27 protein-coding genes and 3 pseudogenes are annotated in these 17472 nt (G+C 37.3%); 6 read left to right on the forward strand and 24 right to left on the reverse strand.

Translation table 11 applies throughout. The features are described 5' to 3' along the window. Position 1: 1 nt before the first annotated feature. The 8 genes from NYE56_RS12820 to NYE56_RS12855 form a co-directional block, all read right to left on the reverse strand. Entirely contained in the window at positions 2-1297 is a 1296-nt protein-coding gene (locus tag NYE56_RS12820) for a PBSX family phage terminase large subunit (protein ID WP_341283940.1), read from the reverse strand. Continuing rightward, on the reverse strand, positions 1290-2009 hold the full coding sequence (gene terS, locus NYE56_RS12825) for a phage terminase small subunit (protein WP_341283941.1): 720 nt from the start codon (positions 2007-2009) through the stop codon (positions 1290-1292). Before terS ends, NYE56_RS12820 begins: the two co-directional genes overlap by 8 nt. A gap of 133 nt (positions 2010-2142) precedes the next feature. Then, positions 2143-2820 carry a hypothetical protein gene (locus NYE56_RS12830; protein ID WP_258173516.1) on the reverse strand — a complete coding sequence of 226 codons (678 nt, stop codon included), beginning with the start codon at positions 2818-2820 and terminating at the stop codon, positions 2143-2145. A gap of 4 nt (positions 2821-2824) precedes the next feature. Continuing rightward, the gene (locus NYE56_RS12835) at positions 2825-3550 is read right to left on the reverse strand and encodes a hypothetical protein (RefSeq protein ID WP_044455018.1); all 726 of its coding nucleotides are present in this window, start codon (positions 3548-3550) and stop codon (positions 2825-2827) included. 176 nt (positions 3551-3726) lie between these two features. Further along, positions 3727-3963 (reverse strand): hypothetical protein, encoded by a 237-nt coding sequence (locus NYE56_RS12840; protein ID WP_044455020.1) that lies wholly within the window; start codon positions 3961-3963, stop codon positions 3727-3729. 155 nt (positions 3964-4118) lie between these two features. Continuing rightward, complete coding sequence (locus NYE56_RS12845) at positions 4119-4370, reverse strand: hypothetical protein (protein ID WP_341283942.1); 252 nt, start codon at positions 4368-4370, stop codon at positions 4119-4121. A 134-nt stretch (positions 4371-4504) separates the two neighbouring features. Beyond that, the gene (locus NYE56_RS12850) at positions 4505-4960 is read right to left on the reverse strand and encodes a sigma-70 family RNA polymerase sigma factor (RefSeq protein ID WP_341283943.1); all 456 of its coding nucleotides are present in this window, start codon (positions 4958-4960) and stop codon (positions 4505-4507) included. Positions 4961-5065: 105 nt separating this feature from the next. Next, the gene (locus tag NYE56_RS12855) at positions 5066-5356 is read right to left on the reverse strand and encodes a hypothetical protein (RefSeq protein WP_341283944.1); all 291 of its coding nucleotides are present in this window, start codon (positions 5354-5356) and stop codon (positions 5066-5068) included. A gap of 98 nt (positions 5357-5454) precedes the next feature. Between NYE56_RS12855 and NYE56_RS12860 the strand changes: the two genes are divergently transcribed. Continuing rightward, the gene (locus NYE56_RS12860) at positions 5455-6108 is read left to right on the forward strand and encodes a hypothetical protein (protein ID WP_341283945.1); all 654 of its coding nucleotides are present in this window, start codon (positions 5455-5457) and stop codon (positions 6106-6108) included. A 192-nt stretch (positions 6109-6300) separates the two neighbouring features. Here the strand turns inward: NYE56_RS12860 and NYE56_RS12865 are convergent, their stop codons facing one another. The 13 genes from NYE56_RS12865 to NYE56_RS12925 all read right to left on the reverse strand — a co-directional run bounded on the left by NYE56_RS12865 (position 6301) and on the right by NYE56_RS12925 (position 12348). Further along, positions 6301-6507, reverse strand: a complete 207-nt coding sequence (locus NYE56_RS12865; protein ID WP_341283946.1) for an XtrA/YqaO family protein — start codon at positions 6505-6507, stop codon at positions 6301-6303. Positions 6508-6588: 81 nt separating this feature from the next. Further along, positions 6589-7017: a RusA family crossover junction endodeoxyribonuclease gene (locus NYE56_RS12870; protein WP_341283947.1), complete on the reverse strand. Its 429-nt coding sequence runs from the start codon at positions 7015-7017 to the stop codon at positions 6589-6591. A gap of 95 nt (positions 7018-7112) precedes the next feature. Beyond that, positions 7113-7262, reverse strand: a complete 150-nt coding sequence (locus NYE56_RS12875; protein WP_088679336.1) for a hypothetical protein — start codon at positions 7260-7262, stop codon at positions 7113-7115. Beyond that, a complete protein-coding gene (locus NYE56_RS12880; protein WP_341283948.1) occupies positions 7253-8194 on the reverse strand; it encodes an ATP-binding protein in 942 nt (313 codons plus the stop codon). Before NYE56_RS12880 ends, NYE56_RS12875 begins: the two co-directional genes overlap by 10 nt. Continuing rightward, on the reverse strand, positions 8076-8753 hold the full coding sequence (locus tag NYE56_RS12885) for a DnaD domain protein (RefSeq protein WP_154232102.1): 678 nt from the start codon (positions 8751-8753) through the stop codon (positions 8076-8078). The genes NYE56_RS12880 and NYE56_RS12885 overlap by 119 nt, the downstream gene beginning before the upstream one ends. Before the next feature lie 76 nt (positions 8754-8829). Then, positions 8830-9684 (reverse strand): recombinase RecT, encoded by an 855-nt coding sequence (locus NYE56_RS12890; RefSeq protein WP_341283949.1) that lies wholly within the window; start codon positions 9682-9684, stop codon positions 8830-8832. 2 nt (positions 9685-9686) lie between these two features. Then, positions 9687-10643 carry a YqaJ viral recombinase family nuclease gene (locus NYE56_RS12895; protein ID WP_445684727.1) on the reverse strand — a complete coding sequence of 319 codons (957 nt, stop codon included), beginning with the start codon at positions 10641-10643 and terminating at the stop codon, positions 9687-9689. 103 nt (positions 10644-10746) lie between these two features. After that, entirely contained in the window at positions 10747-10941 is a 195-nt protein-coding gene (locus NYE56_RS12900) for a YqaI family protein (RefSeq protein ID WP_003229905.1), read from the reverse strand. Further along, the gene (locus NYE56_RS12905) at positions 10901-11074 is read right to left on the reverse strand and encodes a hypothetical protein (protein ID WP_120028409.1); all 174 of its coding nucleotides are present in this window, start codon (positions 11072-11074) and stop codon (positions 10901-10903) included. The genes NYE56_RS12900 and NYE56_RS12905 overlap by 41 nt, the downstream gene beginning before the upstream one ends. Continuing rightward, positions 11071-11328: a YqaH family protein gene (locus tag NYE56_RS12910; protein WP_341283950.1), complete on the reverse strand. Its 258-nt coding sequence runs from the start codon at positions 11326-11328 to the stop codon at positions 11071-11073. The genes NYE56_RS12905 and NYE56_RS12910 overlap by 4 nt, the downstream gene beginning before the upstream one ends. Further along, complete coding sequence (locus NYE56_RS12915) at positions 11325-11894, reverse strand: helix-turn-helix domain-containing protein (protein WP_341283951.1); 570 nt, start codon at positions 11892-11894, stop codon at positions 11325-11327. Before NYE56_RS12915 ends, NYE56_RS12910 begins: the two co-directional genes overlap by 4 nt. 71 nt (positions 11895-11965) lie before the next feature. Then, positions 11966-12106 carry a hypothetical protein gene (locus NYE56_RS12920; RefSeq protein WP_088679343.1) on the reverse strand — a complete coding sequence of 47 codons (141 nt, stop codon included), beginning with the start codon at positions 12104-12106 and terminating at the stop codon, positions 11966-11968. A 32-nt stretch (positions 12107-12138) separates the two neighbouring features. Beyond that, a complete protein-coding gene (locus tag NYE56_RS12925) occupies positions 12139-12348 on the reverse strand; it encodes a helix-turn-helix transcriptional regulator (RefSeq protein ID WP_341283952.1) in 210 nt (69 codons plus the stop codon). Between the two features lie 155 nt (positions 12349-12503). On the opposite strand from NYE56_RS12925, the gene NYE56_RS12930 reads away from it, so the two are divergent. Further along, positions 12504-12857, forward strand: coding sequence for a helix-turn-helix domain-containing protein (locus tag NYE56_RS12930; RefSeq protein WP_021480133.1), 354 nt, complete (start codon positions 12504-12506; stop codon positions 12855-12857). Positions 12858-13155: 298 nt separating this feature from the next. Here NYE56_RS12930 and NYE56_RS12935 read toward each other — a convergent pair. From NYE56_RS12935 to NYE56_RS12945, 3 genes and pseudogenes are all read right to left on the reverse strand, one after another. Beyond that, positions 13156-13519: pseudogene (locus NYE56_RS12935) on the reverse strand (transposase family protein); the annotation flags it as partial. Positions 13520-13563: 44 nt separating this feature from the next. Further along, positions 13564-14013: an AraC family transcriptional regulator gene (locus NYE56_RS12940; RefSeq protein ID WP_341283953.1), complete on the reverse strand. Its 450-nt coding sequence runs from the start codon at positions 14011-14013 to the stop codon at positions 13564-13566. A 199-nt stretch (positions 14014-14212) separates the two neighbouring features. After that, complete coding sequence (locus NYE56_RS12945) at positions 14213-14779, reverse strand: cysteine dioxygenase family protein (RefSeq protein ID WP_341283954.1); 567 nt, start codon at positions 14777-14779, stop codon at positions 14213-14215. Between the two features lie 341 nt (positions 14780-15120). On the opposite strand from NYE56_RS12945, the pseudogene NYE56_RS12950 reads away from it, so the two are divergent. The 4 genes and pseudogenes from NYE56_RS12950 to NYE56_RS12960 all read left to right on the forward strand — a co-directional run. Continuing rightward, positions 15121-15324: pseudogene (locus NYE56_RS12950) on the forward strand (ImmA/IrrE family metallo-endopeptidase); the annotation flags it as partial. Next, positions 15319-15543, forward strand: a pseudogene (locus NYE56_RS21340) (transcriptional regulator); the annotation flags it as partial. The pseudogenes NYE56_RS12950 and NYE56_RS21340, both read left to right, overlap by 6 nt. A 507-nt stretch (positions 15544-16050) precedes the next feature. After that, positions 16051-16893, forward strand: a complete 843-nt coding sequence (locus tag NYE56_RS12955; protein ID WP_341283955.1) for a sialate O-acetylesterase — start codon at positions 16051-16053, stop codon at positions 16891-16893. After that, positions 16890-17432 carry a PadR family transcriptional regulator gene (locus tag NYE56_RS12960; protein WP_015483459.1) on the forward strand — a complete coding sequence of 181 codons (543 nt, stop codon included), beginning with the start codon at positions 16890-16892 and terminating at the stop codon, positions 17430-17432. The genes NYE56_RS12955 and NYE56_RS12960 overlap by 4 nt, the downstream gene beginning before the upstream one ends. Positions 17433-17472: the final 40 nt, after the last annotated feature.

A 17472-nucleotide genomic window follows, 5' to 3' on the forward strand; every position in this document is an offset into this window, starting at 1 on the left:
TTTACCTCCTTCCTGGTCTTGATCTTTGAGGTCTCCCTTTAGATTCTTCTTTCAAATCGGTTACCTCATAATCATCGAGAGCATACCAGATAGCTGACAGTGTATGCGGGTCTATGGTGAACTCGTCTTCTATGATGTTCCCCAGCTTATCGGTAGCATAAGTGAGCGGCTTTAGCTCATAAATCGTGTTCTCGCAACGATCAGAGCAAATAATCTTCCTGAACCGTTTGATCTTCTTTGTATACTGAAGGCGTGATCCTTGATATTTACGGGCACCCACCATATTGAAACCGTGTTGCTGAAAATAACGGATTGTCGTTGGCTCTGCTGAATCCGCCTTGATTGATTCCTTAGTCTCTGCAAATTCCTTAAGTTCTTCGGCCGTCTTATCGTCCGTTAGTCCATTTTTGTAATACTCCCAGTAGATATAGAGATATTTCTTTTCATGATCCACAGCAACCCTAACGACGGCGTTATACGACTCAACAAAACCAAAGTCCATTCCAACTCGTTTAAGCGGCCGATTAATATCAGCAATAGCTTTCATAACCTCTTCATGTGGCCGTTCTTCAAACTGCGGTAATACCCGAATTCCATTCACGCCAAAATGACCTTTCCGCGCAATCCGGTAAAGGTCTGGATCGTATTCCTTTAATTCTTCAAGTTGCTGGACGTAGCTTTCTGGCAGAAAAAGATTATCATCCGCCGTTGAGTGATGATAATAGGTGTCGTTGCTAACGATTATCCGTTTTTTATAAAGCTCCTTATCATCCAGTACAAAGTGCTTCTCCCTATCATCCTTGAAGAAATGCTTAAAAGTCCAATTGTCCTCTCCGACTGGATTTGTCGAAAGTATCATGTGAAGCGGCAATGTCGGGTGACGAAGACGTCCTAACAGCTCCTTGAATCCCTCATACTTCACTTCTGAACATTCCTCAATCCAAATGAGTGAAATATTATTGATTGATTTCAGTTTGGCTGGCTTATCCATCCCTTTAAAGATGATTCTGCTGCCATTTGAAAATCGAATCTGCATCGGAGAAGATACACATCTAACGATATGATCTAATTTCAGATCACTTACAAGTTCATCAAAAAGTGAAAATGTTGAGTCCCTATGTGTGTCGTACACTTCTCTGATAACAAGTGCAGTACGCTTTTCTCTGAGCAATTTCAGAACAATCTTGAGCGCCACATGATAGCTTTTGGATGATCCATAACCACCCACAAGAAACTGAAACTTTTGATTCCAGTCAAAGAGAAATTCTTTAAAATGTGGATTTACCTGTTTAATCACTGTCATCACCTTTGTTTACAATGGTGATCTCAAAAGGTTTATCTTCTTCTGTAAGTTCTTCGATCTCTATTTTTTTCTTGTTGATATTTAAGCGCATATGCTCCAATTTAAGGCGTCGTTCGTCTTTCGAATGAGCTAATCCATCAAACTGTTTAATTAAATTCCTGAGCTCTGCCATTGCACGAGATTGAGCGTTCAAGAACGTTGCATGACGATCCCAAGAAAATTGAAATTCGAATTCTTCCTCTTCGACTTCGTTTGTCTCAGATAAAACCGATTTTTTCTTTTTCAGTTCCTTAATCATTTCTTCCTTGTCAGAAACGAACATGATTTTTTGTGCCCTTATAATTGCAGCATATTGAATCTGTATCTGATCCCATATCATATCGACAGGTGAGCATTCCTGAATCTCTTCCATGATGGAGAGAGTTTCTTCTGGCAGGAATTTCGAGAAGAATCCATGAGTCACAGCGTTTTGATTTCCCCTTGGTGGGCCGCCCTTATTCCCTAAAGCATTTTTGTTACCAAGCGGTGCACCAACTTTTTTTGTGTGCACACTTTTCTTAGAGGGTGCACACTTTTTTCTTTGCCAACCATGCCGCTGTTTCCATGATTTGATTGTGTTTACAGACACACCATATTTCTCAGCAAGGTCTTTGTATTTCATACCTTTGACATAATCCTTATACGCCTGTATGTGCTTTTCAACCATCTACATTCACTGCCGCCTCCTTAAAGATTGAGTTGTTTTGGTAATCTCTTAATTTTATTCATAATGTTAAAATCAATTTTTTAAACTGGACAAAAAAACGCCCCCTAATATAGGAGAGCGTTCAGTTTAACTTTTATTCAATACTTAACAAGTCTTCAACTAAATCTAGTATCTCAAAATCAGTAAGAGAATTATACAAAAGAACTGTTCCATCAACGTTTATCCTAATTGTAACTGCTTGCTGAGGCATGTCATAATTTATAATTACTGCTGACAACTGTCCGCGTCTAAGCATCTCTGAATAGTATTGGGTATCATGAACCCTAGTCCCACCCATACTTACTGAACTAACAGTTTCTATTCTTACTTTAAATCGTGCATTTCTAACGTCAGATGCTGCATCTATTATCTTGAGTATGTCAAATTTGTGCTGTTCATACTCGACATTGAAATTCTCTTCCAGAATTTCTTTTGCCTTTAATGAACTGTCTTTTCTACAAAGAGTAACAAGATTCCCAACTCCTCTTTGTCTTTTGTTTTTCACTTTAATATACGCCTGGTACATATCTTGTTTTATAACTTGATGAACCACTTCGCCTTTAACTCTAACTGTCTGAGCAAATACCTCATCATTAATAATCTGGATATTTTGATATCCAGTAGGAGAAATATTATTAATGAGTATGTAGGTCTTTAGTTCTTCATTGTAACCATTGATAATTTCTCTCTTTTCGTGTGAAAATACCTCAAGTTCCTCGTCTTCTCCAGTATCATTGAGTTTATCGTAAATATTTATACTAATAATACTCATGTAATCACCCCTCCAACAATAGACATTTTCTTGTAACATCTTCTATTGTATCATAATTATGGTGATTTATAGATATATAGTCCTTATAAACTGTTAATTCTTGATCGATTTCTTGTTGTTCTACTCTCTGGTTGAAGGCTTTTTGTGATAACGTATTTATCGGAAAGGAACAGTGAAAATATTTTATATGCTCTGGTCCAAGCCTTTGTATCATTAAACCGAAAAATGGATTCTTCATAGTTATGAAATAGATCTTCATGCTGTAGTTTTCATTTTTTAAATCAACCCTACTACTGAGCGTGCTAAAAAAGCGACGTAAACTTCTAAGCTTCTCAACTGCAGTTGACTTTGTAGCTGTTATATTACCGAATAACAGGTCAACAGTTACATACTCACCTTCACGACAGTCCAAATCATATTGAACAGTCAATGTATAATCGGAAAATTCATACTGTTTTTTATTTTTCAGATTAAAAACTCTGTGCTTTCTTTTATAAATGTCATCGATGACGCCTTCTAGAGACCTAAAAAAATCAACATCTTTACGCACATCAAAGCTGACAGTTAATTTCCACTTCGTATCTCTCCATTTTTTAAATTTTTTAACGAAGAAGAAATAATACTTTGGAAATTTATTATATAAAAATTGGTGGAGAGCTCCTACACTTATCAACCATGGCAAAGCAGCAAATATAATTTTTAATACTTTAAAAAGAGCTACCAATTCCATAAGTGCCCCCCCCCCTTAAACAGATGATATTGTTATCATTTTACACTAAGTATTTGGTTTTTAGGCGTTTTTTTCCTTGATACTTCAATATCAAATTATTCGAATAATAAGTACTGGTTCTTAATACCCGATATTATCTTCGTTTGAACCAATATAAAAGACATCCTAAGGATGCCTCATGATCTTCTGCTCTTTATGTAATCTTCCTTACTGATCCCTAAAAGCTCCGCAGAGTGCTCATCTGCTGAATGTTCTAAATGATGCATTTGATATTTAACGAATTCTTCTTCGGTAAACACCTTTTTATCGATGAGAATATCAATTAGAGCTTCTATTGTGCATTGACGGTTTACCGATCCGCCTGCTAACTGTTCTAACAAATGTTGCTGATTAACATTAATTGTTCTTGTCATGTTTTCACCTCCTACCTTAATATCGGCAAGAGATTATGACAAAGAATATTTTGCAGAATTTGTCGAACGAAAAACTATTAGTCAATTTGATCAGCTCCTACATTAATTGAACCCAGTATACAGAGAATATAAAAAACACCCCAGTGGGTGCTATACTATTCAATACTTTTTATAACTTCGTCTATTTGCCTTTTTATATCTTCACTTGACCCAAAGTATAATGTGAAAGTATGACTCTTACTGTTAGTTACAAATCCTGAAGTACCTATTGTTACGTCAACACCATCAGAGTTTTCAGTAGTATGACCTGGAAACAATTTCAATTGAAATCCTTTTTCTTTAACATACTTAGTTGCGAAATTTAACATTTCTTCAGAATTTTCAAAGCTAAAATTCTTATTGTTCATATACTTATCCCCCAATCTTCTTTTCTCCATATATTTCGACATGAAAGAAGATTTCCCTTCAGTGTTACAGTAACTTTCTTTGTCACTATATTGGGGGGGGTATGAGAACCTGCCGCGCCGACCTGCCTCCCATTTTACACTACAGATTTTTTCGGATTCAACAAACGCTCAAAGTGGCAATCTTGGCATAATTGGCTGATCAATTCGTCTTTCATTTTGCGTACAGTTTCCCTTGAAATACCAAGATGAAGACCAATAGCACGGTAACTCATCCCCTCCATCATGCAATCATAAATGACTTTATGCTGCTCCCCTTTGATTATTTCGGCACCTAACTCCACTGCATATACTCGTTCTTCATAATACTTAAGACGTTTGAAAAGACGTTCTTCTCTCATGTCCATTTGCCGCAACTCAGCCTGACTCTTCCCGGGACTTCCTTTTGGCATAACAGCTTCTAATCCATATTGAGCAACTCCCCAATTTTTCATTGGAATTACTGAACCATAGAGTACTCTCTGCAACCGTTGAACCTCTTTCACCATCCAGTAATAGCTATTGATTAAATTTTCAATTTCTTTTCGATGCATGATTGTGTCCTCCTTTTCCAAATAAAAAACGGACACCAAACAAACAACGTAAATGCTGTAAGTTCAGTGTCCGCAGGCTTTCCGTCTAGGACATGTATTTTATTTTTATCTGTTTGAGAGTCTGTTTTTAATGTGTAATAGATTTTCCCATAGAACTTTACGTAGTTTATCTAATATTGCATAGACAAAATAGAAAAGAGCAAAATTGAACAACAAATTAAAGACTTGAAAACTAAAAAGAAAATCACCAGAATAACCAAACCATTTAGCTGGATATCCAAATAAATAATGAGGCTTAGAAAATTCATTATCAGCAAATAGACCTAATCCAGGGATAAGAGACAAGATTACAACTGTGATAATACTTAAAAGAGAATATACTTTCTTTCTTGACAACTTCATAATTTCTCCTTTTTTTCAAAAATATATAGACTACCATAGTTTTACATGTTATTATATCATACGTTACATTATTATACAAAGGAGTTTTCAACATGAAAAAAGTCGCAGTTTTAGTCGCACTCTGTACAGCTTTAATATTTACTCCATTCAATACTAAAGCTACAACAGCAGTCCAAAAAGACCAAAAAACTATCAAACAAGAACTTCAAAAGTTTGATAAGCAAACAGATAGCGTGGAGCTAGTTTATAACTTACCAAAAGGTACACCTACAATCAAATTTGATAATGTAGAAGAATTTAAGAAAGCTGTTGCTGATTATGAAAAAGCTTCGAAAAATAAGAAGCAGAACATTCAGGAGTATAATGATAACACAACTCCAACTAGCTATACATTCTTAGCTGCATCTTCTACAAAGACAGGAACAAAAAGAATTCGTTGGAGTAATGCAGAAAGTTTAAGATGGGCATATTCTGTTTGGTTACCATATGATATGTGGATTGACTTCAAATATACATACACAGGATCAGGAAAATCTAAAAAATTCAAAAAAGTAACATCCATTAAGTCTGACTCTTCAAGCTTCCCATCTTCTTGGCATCAATCAATGTCAAACTACTCTTTTTATGATAAAAATAGAGGAGTTAAGATTCACATAAAAGGATCATTTTTATTGGGTGTAAACATTGGTGGACAATCAGTGGGAGCTAAATTCCCTGATTCATACACCAAAAAATATCACTTTTAATTAGCAATTAGCAGGCCACCAGGCCTGCTTTTTTCTTTGATCGACTCGTTTACTATGCAATATTCAACGCTTTTTCTCTATATACTTATCAATATCTTTAAAGTAAGCTGCAGCCGTAAATGAAATGATTGCCCCTACCATTGCAAGTTTCGCTTTCATGTCCGTTCATCCCTTGCAGAGGAAAAGCCCCTGCTACTTAACTTTGTAACCTATCTCATGGTCAACCCGCGCAAAACTGCCCTTTACCGTCTGGATCACCGTTTTACCGTGCTCAGGAGCATCTAAGACATGGGCTGTACATTGATTCCCATCTAAAACAATGATCTTAACTTTCCCTGGATCAATCTTCTGCTGAATAGTGAAGTCTTTTTTGATGTTTATTTCTCTTGGATTGTACACTCAAAGCGCCCCCTGTGTTATGATAGAAGTACCAGTTCATATCAAGAACACTGAAGCTAAGCGCTTCGGTGTTTTTTATTTTTAAGCAGAAACCTCTCTTATCATGACTTCCACTCTCGGCTCTTCGCTATAAAACTTGCTAACTTTCAGGTCCACTACTTGGCTATCATCTTTATAAATAAGATGGTTCAGAGCATCTTTTACACCCTTTACATTGTTATCAACATCAGGCTTTGTAGTAGGCCGCAGAAGACCCTTTTCAGCTTTTTCTTTCTTCTTTGATGAGTTTGAAACCGATTTTGGCATTGGTCTGTACACTTTGACATCCATTGCAACAGGACCAGTAATAACATTCTCAGGACGATACTGAGACGCCACCAAAGCTACATACTGTTTAAAATACTTTGATTTTGCTGGATCTCGCATATGCACCTTCCCATTTCGTATTGATCCACGAGGCCTTCCTTGTGCGACTGGCTCACCATAAACAGTGAACTTAATGCAATCCAACTGTTCTTTACCTCCCGTCAAGTTGTTCCCATAGCTGAATTTCTTTTTCTATCCTCGGTGCCGAGATTAAAACTGCCAGCAGAGACACGACTGCTTTAAGCACTCAGCATCCGCTCCATTTGCTTTATTTTTTCCTCAAGTAAACAGATTGTTGGTGTAAGATCTTTACCTTCTGTAGGACTTAGAGGTCCGAATATATAAAGTCCATCAGCTGCTTTTACATTCGTTTTCTCCTTCATTCCCAATCACCTAACCTATGATTTAATTGCATTCGATCACCTTTAATAATCACTATGTAATCACGACACATCTGGTGAATTCGTGAACCAAGAGCCTCGTCAATGTCCAAAATCTCATCAATTGTTAGCTCTGAAGAAATCAGCAAAGGCTTGTGATTTAAATATCGGTAGTTTAAGACTGACTGGATTTGTTCAACCTGCCAATCGGTTGCCCTTGGCTGACCGTTTATTGGTTTGAATAAGTCATCAATGAATAGAACTTCAACCTTTCTCATGGCATCGAGTTTCGCTTCTAAGTTATCAAAGTTAGCTTTCAAATCACCCATGCCCTCTACGTAAGGGAAATACATGCAGTGTACTGATTTTTTCTTGATCAGATTATTCATAATCGCTGTGAGCAAATGAGTTTTACCGCTACCTGGCTGTCCGAGTAATGCGATACTGTTTTGCCGTTCTCCTTTGATTTTTTGAAAATCTTTATAGTATTCCACTGCACATTCATAAGCATCTTTGATCATGTCTGGCTTACCGTCCGTGATGAAGTTACCAAAGAGAAGCTTTTCAAACTCTTCTGTAATGCCACTAGCTGACATGAGTCTGGCTATTTTCTTTCGTCTCACACATTCACACTGTTTTGAATAAGTATCTTTCCATTCACTAGCTTTGTCCGGCGTGCAAACCTTCCCCAAAAGAAAATCATCTTCCGATACCATATCGTCTGGAACCATAAGATCTAACTGATCATCTAAATGCCATGGAGTATCTTTATGGACCCGATAAACGACAATTCCACGATCCTTACAATAAGTACAATCAAATTCAGCCTTTTCTTCTGATACGGCCTGTTTTGTTCCCAAAAAGCGGGCAGACCTTTCCCGAAGTTCCTGCATGATCTTTTGGAATGCGGTGTCTATACTGACTGCTTTGTTTATAGCCATATTGTTTCTCCTTTCTTTTTTGAGTGAATGGATTTGATAAAATGGCTTGAACGTATGACAAACTAGCTGATTTCCCCTTTAATTGAAAAGCTGTCTTGATAGCCTCCATCACTTTTTCTTCACCATAATCGTCGACCATGTATCCAATTCGCTGTGCCTCTATAGGACCGACTGACCGAGCAACTTTGTTTTCATATAGCTCAAAGGCATTTTTCATTTTGTCATCGACCTCCTGATGTTCAATCTCAGCTGGTTCCAAAGCTTTTTTCTTCATGTAATTTCCTAGTTGTATGTAGTCTGCATAATGAAGTATGGTGACGATGAACCCTCTTTTTTGTGGAAGACGGTGCAATTTGATATATCCCTGTTTCTCCATTCGGTCTAGTGAGTATTTGATCTGTGCAGCTGACCAGTTAAAATCTTTTGCAAGTTCCACAACTTTTATAATGGTCTGCCCAAGCTCTAGCTCTTGATTTGGCCTGTATTCAGCTCTTTTGAACAAGTGATCATAAATTTTTTCATCCCTAAACTCTTCGAATGGTAGTCGGGGTATGACCACATACCCCATTGCTTTGATGTCCAAGTCAATCACCTACTTCCTTTCACAGAGTGCAGTTATGTCAGAGATGCCGACCTCAATCAAACGGAAGTTCATCGTCTTTTATATCTACAGGCTTGCCGTCAAAAGGATCAGCTTCTTGTTCGCTTGTTTTTTCCGGTTCGTCTTTGTTTGAAGGCTCGGAATCGATAATTTCTGAACTATCCGCTTCATTGGTAATGTCAATCCGTTCCCTTATTTCATCTTCCTCAATAACGGCTTTTTGCATTTCCACAGAGAGAATTCCCCACTTACTCAAAACTGCTTTTAATACAGTCTTAAGTGCCATAGCATCCCAGTCATTTTTCCATCCAAAATCAGACTTACTGAATTTCTTTTTGTGCTTCTCCACTTGTGCCTTTGTCCAGTACACTGTTTTTCGGAAGCCATTTATCAACTCAAAATAAGCTGCATAACCAATTACCACGTCTGATTCTCGTTTTTCAAAATCAATCTCGATTTCTTCAGTCAATGGATTCCACATCTGCAATTCGCCTTCATGAATCGGTATGCAATTGATGGATTTATATTGGCCTGTTCGCAAGGCAAGCTGTATATATCCTTTGTATCCAAGCTGGAATTGAGCCTTTCCTCCATAAGGCACAATCCAGGCATACCCTAAGTTTTTATCTATAGGCAGGTCGAGTGTAGCTGCCACCATTGCAGATGAGATAACGCTCATAGGATCTGTTTTCTGTAACATCTGCTCGCTGTTATAAAGGCTTAAGATAGAAGCTGTAAACTGTGTAGCCCTCTTCCCTAACACTTCCTCAAATCGCTTAATAACGGATGATGAGGAAAGCAAGCCTTTCATGGTTGCTCCTTGTTGCTGAACAGGAGCGCTTTTTTGTTTTTTTTGGATGTTGTTTTTAATTGATTGATTAGTAGCCATAGTCAGCTAACCTCCTTGATTCCAAAACGTCTGAAATGAGTTTCCTTTTTGACCTTCTCGTAAATATCCGGAAACTGCTCTTTGAGCTTTTTCGTGTCAACTCGATATGAGACAACAGGCTTCCAACAAGCTTGATAGTTTCCGATAAACCCATACTCTGCGTCCTTCATTTCATGTTTGATCTGGTTCTCTAATTCTTTTGCCTGGCTTTGAAGTTCTGAGATCTGTTCTTTAAGTAGCAAGTATTGTTGAATACGTTCTCGATTAACCCCAGTTAAATCAATAGCTTTGTTAATTTCCGATTCGGCATATCGTTTTTTGAGATATTCCTCCGCCGCACTCGAACCATCTAAAGCAGGTGCTTGTCCGCCTAAGACCTTGTCATTCCAGAACTCAATCTCTGCTTCAAAGATCATGTCAATTAACTCGTCGTCTCTTTCAATCTCTTTCCAGACAAATTTATTCCCCCCGATCAGCACAGCAAAGTAGGCTTTCTGATATTCAGGTCCAAGCACACCCAAATAATGCTGAACCTGAACGATATAGCTTTCGGGGATTTCTTCGTCTTCCCATTCTTTTAAGTTGTAGGCAGAGGTTGTTTTACATTCAAGGATCGCTTTTTCACCAACGATCATTCGGTCTACATTAGCCAAAATGAAATCATGTTCTGGATGTCTAAGTATTGCTTTTTTACGTCTAACCTTCTTGCCACTACGAATCTCAAATTCTTTTGCAACAATGTCTTCAAGCAATGATCCAAAGTAAGCAGCTTCACTTTGCGATTCACTAACAGGGACCTGTCCTGTTTTGTCTAACCATAATTCAAAAGGTGTCTTCCACTTGTTTAACCCCAAGATAATGGATGCATCTGAGCCGCCAATCCCTTTTCTTCTTTCAATAAGCCATTCATCACGGCTCATTTCAGAAGTCTTAGCAAGAACCTCAGCTCTTCTTGTCATAACCCTAACCCCCATTGTTTTTATTGAGGCTATCTGATAAAATATTTGCACATGAGTTTTTTAGATAGCCTTTAAAGAAGTCCACTTTGCCGAGTGGGCTTTTTTATTGCGCATTTTTAAATTCAAAACCAAGTTGCTCCCTTAAATATCTTTCCAAGTTCTCTCTGAGAATGATTTCGCCGCCATCAATTACATAATCATCAACTGGTGTTACTTCATCACCGTAAAAATCTATTTGCACATCCGTTTCAGTCAGCTTATCGTGCCAGTTGTTTATGACCATTGGATTTTCGACCATTCTTATTCTCCTCTCTGAATTTGTCTGCACGTCTATCCCATAACAGATGGAATTCACTATTGTTACGAATCATCGCACACCATTTACGAACTTCCAGAGCAGTTGCCGGTTTATGAACAAAATGAACCATCATCCTATACACCTGCTCACTACAGTCAAGTTGATACCTTGCTGTTGCATTTTCAATGCCGTTTCATAAAGGCGTCCTTTGTTTGCCAGCCGGCTAATATCCTCAGTAAGAACCTTGATGCTTCCAGCAAGACTAATCGCTTCTTCATAATCACCATCACGTAAAGCCTCTGACAGCATGATTGATAGCTCTTCTGCTGATTCGATTTTTCTTTTTACGATAAGAACATCTGATTTCAAGAAATGATTAGTATTCATATTGAAACCGCCTGCCTTTCTTCTTGTTTTGCCATAGCAACTTGATCAACTAGAGCTTTCCGTGTCCACCTATCTGCAAGCTCCTGCATTTTCAATCCGTGAGTACGAACAAGTGAATAAATCAATGTTTTGTTAGCCGCAATCAAATCAAAAATCTGCTTAATATCAGCCATTGGCAGCTCCTCTGTTTTACCTGGTCGGTTATCCGTGAGCCAACGGGCTAAATGTTTGGTTGCTTGCAGTGCTTCCTCCAATTGGTGAACCATATTAATCACCGCATTACTTGCACATTCATTGAGTGCCGGATCAATAGGAGCAGCGGCTGTAGGATGAAGTTTGAATAAGTAATGTACAAGATCAATATGTTCATAGGCATCGCACTTCTCAAACCACTTGATACATAACTCTGGAGTAAGCTTAGCAAATCCATTTTCAACGTCTGAAACATACCTTTGGTCCTTACCTCCGATTAACTTGCCGATTTGGTATTGTGAAAGACCTGCAGCCTTACGGGCACTACGCATAATCTGCGGTAAATTCCGCATGTTGTATGGGTTGTTCTCCATATGTTTGCCTCCTGATATATTAAGTTTTTAGTTTTAAAATTGAAGTTGAAAGACCATGCTGTATATATGACTTAGGCTGATTCTTTTTTATTTTGTTGTGCAAGCTTCTCTTGGTGTTCATTCATGCGCTGAACAAGTATGCCTCTGAGGTATTTGTAAGCTTTGGCTTCTGCCTGTTCAAACAGCGGTCCTTTTTTCAAGATGACTTTCATAATTAAGCCCCCTTATCTGTCCTTGTCTTATATTAAGGACACATTTTGTGTCTATTTTGAGTAAAAAAAATTTCATCTACAGTTGTACCATAATAGTCTGCAATCTTTTTGGCCAGACTTAAGGAGGGAGTTCTATCCCCTCTTTCAATTGCCCCTAGCATCTGTGGAGTTATGTTTAAGTCATTAGCAACAACTGTTCTTGACGTGTTTCCACGTAAGGAAAACAAAACTTCCCTTTCCACTCATAACACCCCCTTAGAAACGTTTTGTTTCCTTTTACGATTTATAATATACAGGACACAAAACGTGTCCGTCAAGTGTTTTTAGAAACTTTTTGTTTCTAAATGTAGAAACGCTTAGTTTCCAAGTTATAATTAATAACAAGGAGTGAGTGTATATGTTAGGTAAAAGGATAGCGGCTTTAAGAAAAGAAAAAGGTCTAAGCCAATATGAACTCGCAGATAGATTAGGCTTTTCAAGAGGAAAACTTGCTAATTATGAACAAGGCACTCGCGAACCTGATTACGAAACATTAATCAAAATAGCCGACTTTTTTGATGTATCTACAGACTACCTTTTAAGAGGAAAAGATAAATCATCCAATATAATCACTGACGATGCAAAAAAAGTGTTAAACGATCCTGAAACATTCCTTGCAGCTAAAGACGGTGAAGTAACTGATGAAATTTTACAGGCTGCTTTGGAGATTATTACGGAGCAATTAAAAGAAAGACGGAAATCAGATAAATAAACGGAGTTAGTTTATTATTATTTATTTCTGTTTATTATGTTTAATTCTGTTTACTAATAAGATTTAGATTCTCATTTATATCTCATTCATATCCTCATTTATAAAGTGATTTTTGAATCCCTTACAAACCCTTACGTGGCAAGGGTTTTTGTTGTTTTTCTCATTTATATTTTCATTTATGTTTCTTTTGCATTTTCATATATAAAAAAGAGCGTTTGTTGTGAAAAAAACTGCTAAGTATCGAATTGGAAAAAGAGGGCTTCTTGTTAAAAACCTTGCAAGGTGTAAATGAAAAAAATACGGTTTTCTCGTCAACGCCAACGCTTTCTGCGACCTCTACAAAAGTCTTAGACATGGATTGCTCTTGGATGGACTTTAAAAGCCTTTTGGTCATACTACGTTTTTCATCAATGGATATTAAGCGTTCCCAGATTCACGACACTTGTATCGTCTGCGGTTCAATTGTAAGCCCACTCGGTTTAAACGAATGGGCAAATCAATAATGGTTTCTTTCTTGAACTGTGTTTGTACAACTTGTCAAAACCACATTCAGGACAACGTTCAGGTGGATCGACTGCTTCAACTTTAAACATCATATCTGTGTTATTTTCTTGTGGTGATTCAATTGCAATTAGATCTGAAATACATAGTAGGCCTCTCATGTTTTTCATCCTTTAAACAGAGGGTAGGAAATATCCCTGCTTCGTTACTGTATAGGAACTAATATTTCACACAAATGATTATCAATCATTTGTGAAGTATATCTTTCTATAATTGGTTGTTCTCTTATTGATAGATTATTTCTTTCTATCTCAGTAAAAATACTGCCCCAAAATTCACTGACTGCCTCTTTTATATGGTCAAGCAAGAAAACAGCGTATTTCCCACCAGAAAATTCACCAACATGAGCTGGTTTTTCCACATTAAAATCTTTATTTATAACAACGCAAACATCATAACGACATTCCTCTTTAGGAGTAATCTCTGGGTTATCTTGTGGTATGCCTAAAATTGTAGAATTATCAAATACACCATTCGATTTTGCCCACTTTTTAAAATTCTCCATTAATTCTTTGTTTTGCTTTTCACCATACTCCCCAACATTTCGGAAGTAAGCAATCCTTGATTCAGGTAATTCTTCAATAGTTATTTTCATATTTTAATCCTCCTTTCTTAGAAAAGGTAATTCGATTTAAAATGTTTTTCAAGTTATTTTTAAAAATATTCTGATTATTATGCAGTTTAATTAATCCATTATTCCACTTTACTATATTTTAAGCACATCTGTTAAATAAAAGTAAGCTACATAAACTTTACTCAATGATTTATACAGTCATTAGGCGTAAAGATGCGACTTACTGTCGGGAAGCTGGTACAGGAACCCAGTGACTAACCGCTACCCGTTTTTTCCCCGTATGTGTATCGTAGATATGACGCTCTATTTTTCCAATATTGCCGCCGTACACATGAATTCCTACACACGGATCATTGGAGGCACACTCCACTTTGTGAAGGTCTTGGTCAGTGGAGCAACAGACGACAACCTCCCCTTGCAGAATATAACGGTCATTACATGCTATCAGTTCCTCATTCTTATTAGAAGGCGATGCATACTGTATTTCGTGTTCTGTTCCTTGCACTACTCCAATTACGCCCCACGTTCCATGATCATGGACAGGAGTGGATTGCCCAACATCCCAAACCGTAACCGCGATAGAAAAACTCTCATCGTCAGCAATATACAACGGATACAGAGCGTATTTTGGGTTCGGTTGCCGATACTGTGAAGGGAGAATATTATCGGCCTGTAACAGATGTCTCATCCTCTCCGCAATCTTGCCAGTCAAAACCTCTTCAGTCCCGCCGTCATGAACAATTCGATCCACATCCTTAATAAAAGACTCAATTTCAGGATTTTTCATTAACAAACACCACCTAAACTAAATTTTATATACCCTACCCCTGTATTGTATATGAATTTCATGCTGAGTTTCAAGGATAAATTCCCTTCCTTATCCAATTCAAGGTAATAGATTTTATTCGAAAAAGTACTTTTGTTAAATGCGTATATATAAAGATGTACTTCTGGTCTTCAACAATTAAGATAGGAGATTGATTATTAAGATTCTTTTTAAACACTTTTCATTATCAATTATTGTCATTAATTACTTAGCAGCTCTTCAATAAACATCACCTTTATCTTAGATGCTAATATTTAATGAATCCAATTTTTAGATTGTCGTCTTTAAGGAGGTTTTTCATCTTGAGGTATACAAACAGTCATTTAGAGGATTGGATTGAAAACTTATACAGGAAGATTGATATTACAAAACCAGAACAAATTAATTTTGAACGGATTGCCGAGGCTTTAGATATCAGGCTTTCGTTTAAACCTGTTACAAGCTTCGCACTTAAACACAGCGGAATTTATAATATATGCTTGGACAGCCGAAAAAGCCGATATGAACTAGGTAGTCGTGAGCCTGACTATACTTGATGTTTCTTTGGATTATCTTCTTAAAGGAGAAAGCGATGAAAAAGAATTCCAAGATGAAGCAAAAAAAGTATTAAACGATCCTGAAACTTTCCTTGCGCAAAAGAGGGTGAGGTAACAGATGAGATCTTACAGGCTGCTTTGGAGATTATAACGGAGCAATTAAAGGAAAGACGGAAATCAGATAAATAAACGCAGTTAGTTTATTATTATTTATTTCGGTTTATTATGTTTAATTCTGTTTACTAATAAGATTTAGATTCTCATTTATATCTCAATCAAATCCTCATTTATAAAGTGATTTTTGAACCCTTTAGAAACCCTTACATGACAAGGGTTTTTGTTGTTTTTCTCATTTATATTTTCATTATTTATCAAGACCTAAATCAAAAAAAGCCATAAAAAATAAGGAGTGATACATATTATACATGACTAATATGTATCACTCCTTTAGTTCTTGTTCAATATATCGTGCCCGATTGTGGAAAATCGTTATTGAACTAAAGCCCCCGATAGTTGGATAAGAAAAAGCAAAAGAACTTGCTATTTCTCAAATACATCCACCAAATTTTCAATGTTAGTTTGTTTTTCATACATACTAATAATAAAAGTAAAACCTTATTAAGACTTTACAAGACAAACTGAATTGACTATAGTCTAATTAGACCAAAATATTGATGTAAAGAAGTGAAAAATGAGATGATAAAGTCTTTTTTAATGTTGGGGCAGTCGAATATGGCGGGCCGTGGATTTTTGAATGAAGTAGACCCGATCTATAATGAAAAAATAAAAATGCTGCGCAATGGACAGTGGCAGATGATGACAGAGCCGATTAATTACGACCGTCCGGTTTCCGGCGTTGGCCTGGCGGCATCTTTTGCAGATGCATGGTCGAAAGCTCATCCCGATGAAGAAATTGGCTTAATCCCTTGTGCGGAAGGTGGCAGTTCATTGAATGACTGGCATCCGGAAGGCATCCTTTTTCAGCATGCTTTGTCCGAAGCCCGCTTCGCCCTCCGATCCAGTCAAATTTGTGGAATCCTTTGGCACCAAGGTGAGAGTGACAGTTATCGTTCGCTACATGAAACTTATTACGAGAAATTTACTCTTATCATCGAGACACTAAGAAACGAGTTGGAACTTGATGAGGTACCGTTGATTATTGGAGGGCTTGGTGACTTTCTTGGAAAGACCGGTTTTGGACAGCACGCGACTGAATTTCGACAGGTTAATGAACAATTGCTGCGTTTTGCTAATGAACAACAGAATTGTTATTTTGTTACTGCTGCAGGTTTGACTGCGAATCCTGATGGCATTCATTTAGACGCAGCTTCACAACGCAAATTCGGTTACCGCTATTTCGAGGCTTTTTCGAAAAAGTACCATATCCTGAAACCCATTTCGGGAGAGGAGCAATCGCTGAAAGTGAATGGTGACTATTCTAAAACAGAACAGATTTACCTTCATAGTATGGATTTGGCTTCGGGTAAAATCACGTACGCGGAATTTGAGGCGCGGATGGCGAAGGTGATGAAACCATGATTCCCTTACTTATCCTTGGCTTACTAATCCAAAACCCCGGAGCTCACGGCTATGAACTTCTGGCCTTAATGGAAAAGCGTCATTACAAATACATTGTTAACTTCACGAAAGGTTCATTTTATTACAATCTTCAGCAACTTGAAGAAAAGTGCTTTATTGAACAGATTCAGCAAAAACCCTCAACCAGCGGGCGTGAAATCCGTAACTACAAAGTCACAGATTCGGGAAGGGCAGAATTCGAAAAATTAATGATCAAATACGGCACCAAATCGGAATATGTGAACCTGCAATTTTATGGGGCGTTACTCTTTGCCGATGAATTCGACAAAAATAAATTACTGGATCTGATTCAATCACAAATCGATCAGACTAAAACTCGAATCGAGCTCCTTGATGAATACCTGTCCATCACTCAAGAAATTCCCGGCACAATCGATTACTTTCGCCGTATGAACGAAAATTCCCGTTCACATCACTTGGTTAATTTAGAGTGGTTTGAAAAATTGAAAACAGAAATAGAATCAACTATTGCAGAATAAAAAAATGCAAAGTTAAATATAAGAACATTAGTTACCTAAA

The sequence above is a fragment of the Bacillus sp. FSL R5-0603 genome (genome assembly GCF_038050295.1).
Lineage (GTDB): Bacteria > Bacillota > Bacilli > Bacillales > Bacillaceae > Bacillus > Bacillus subtilis.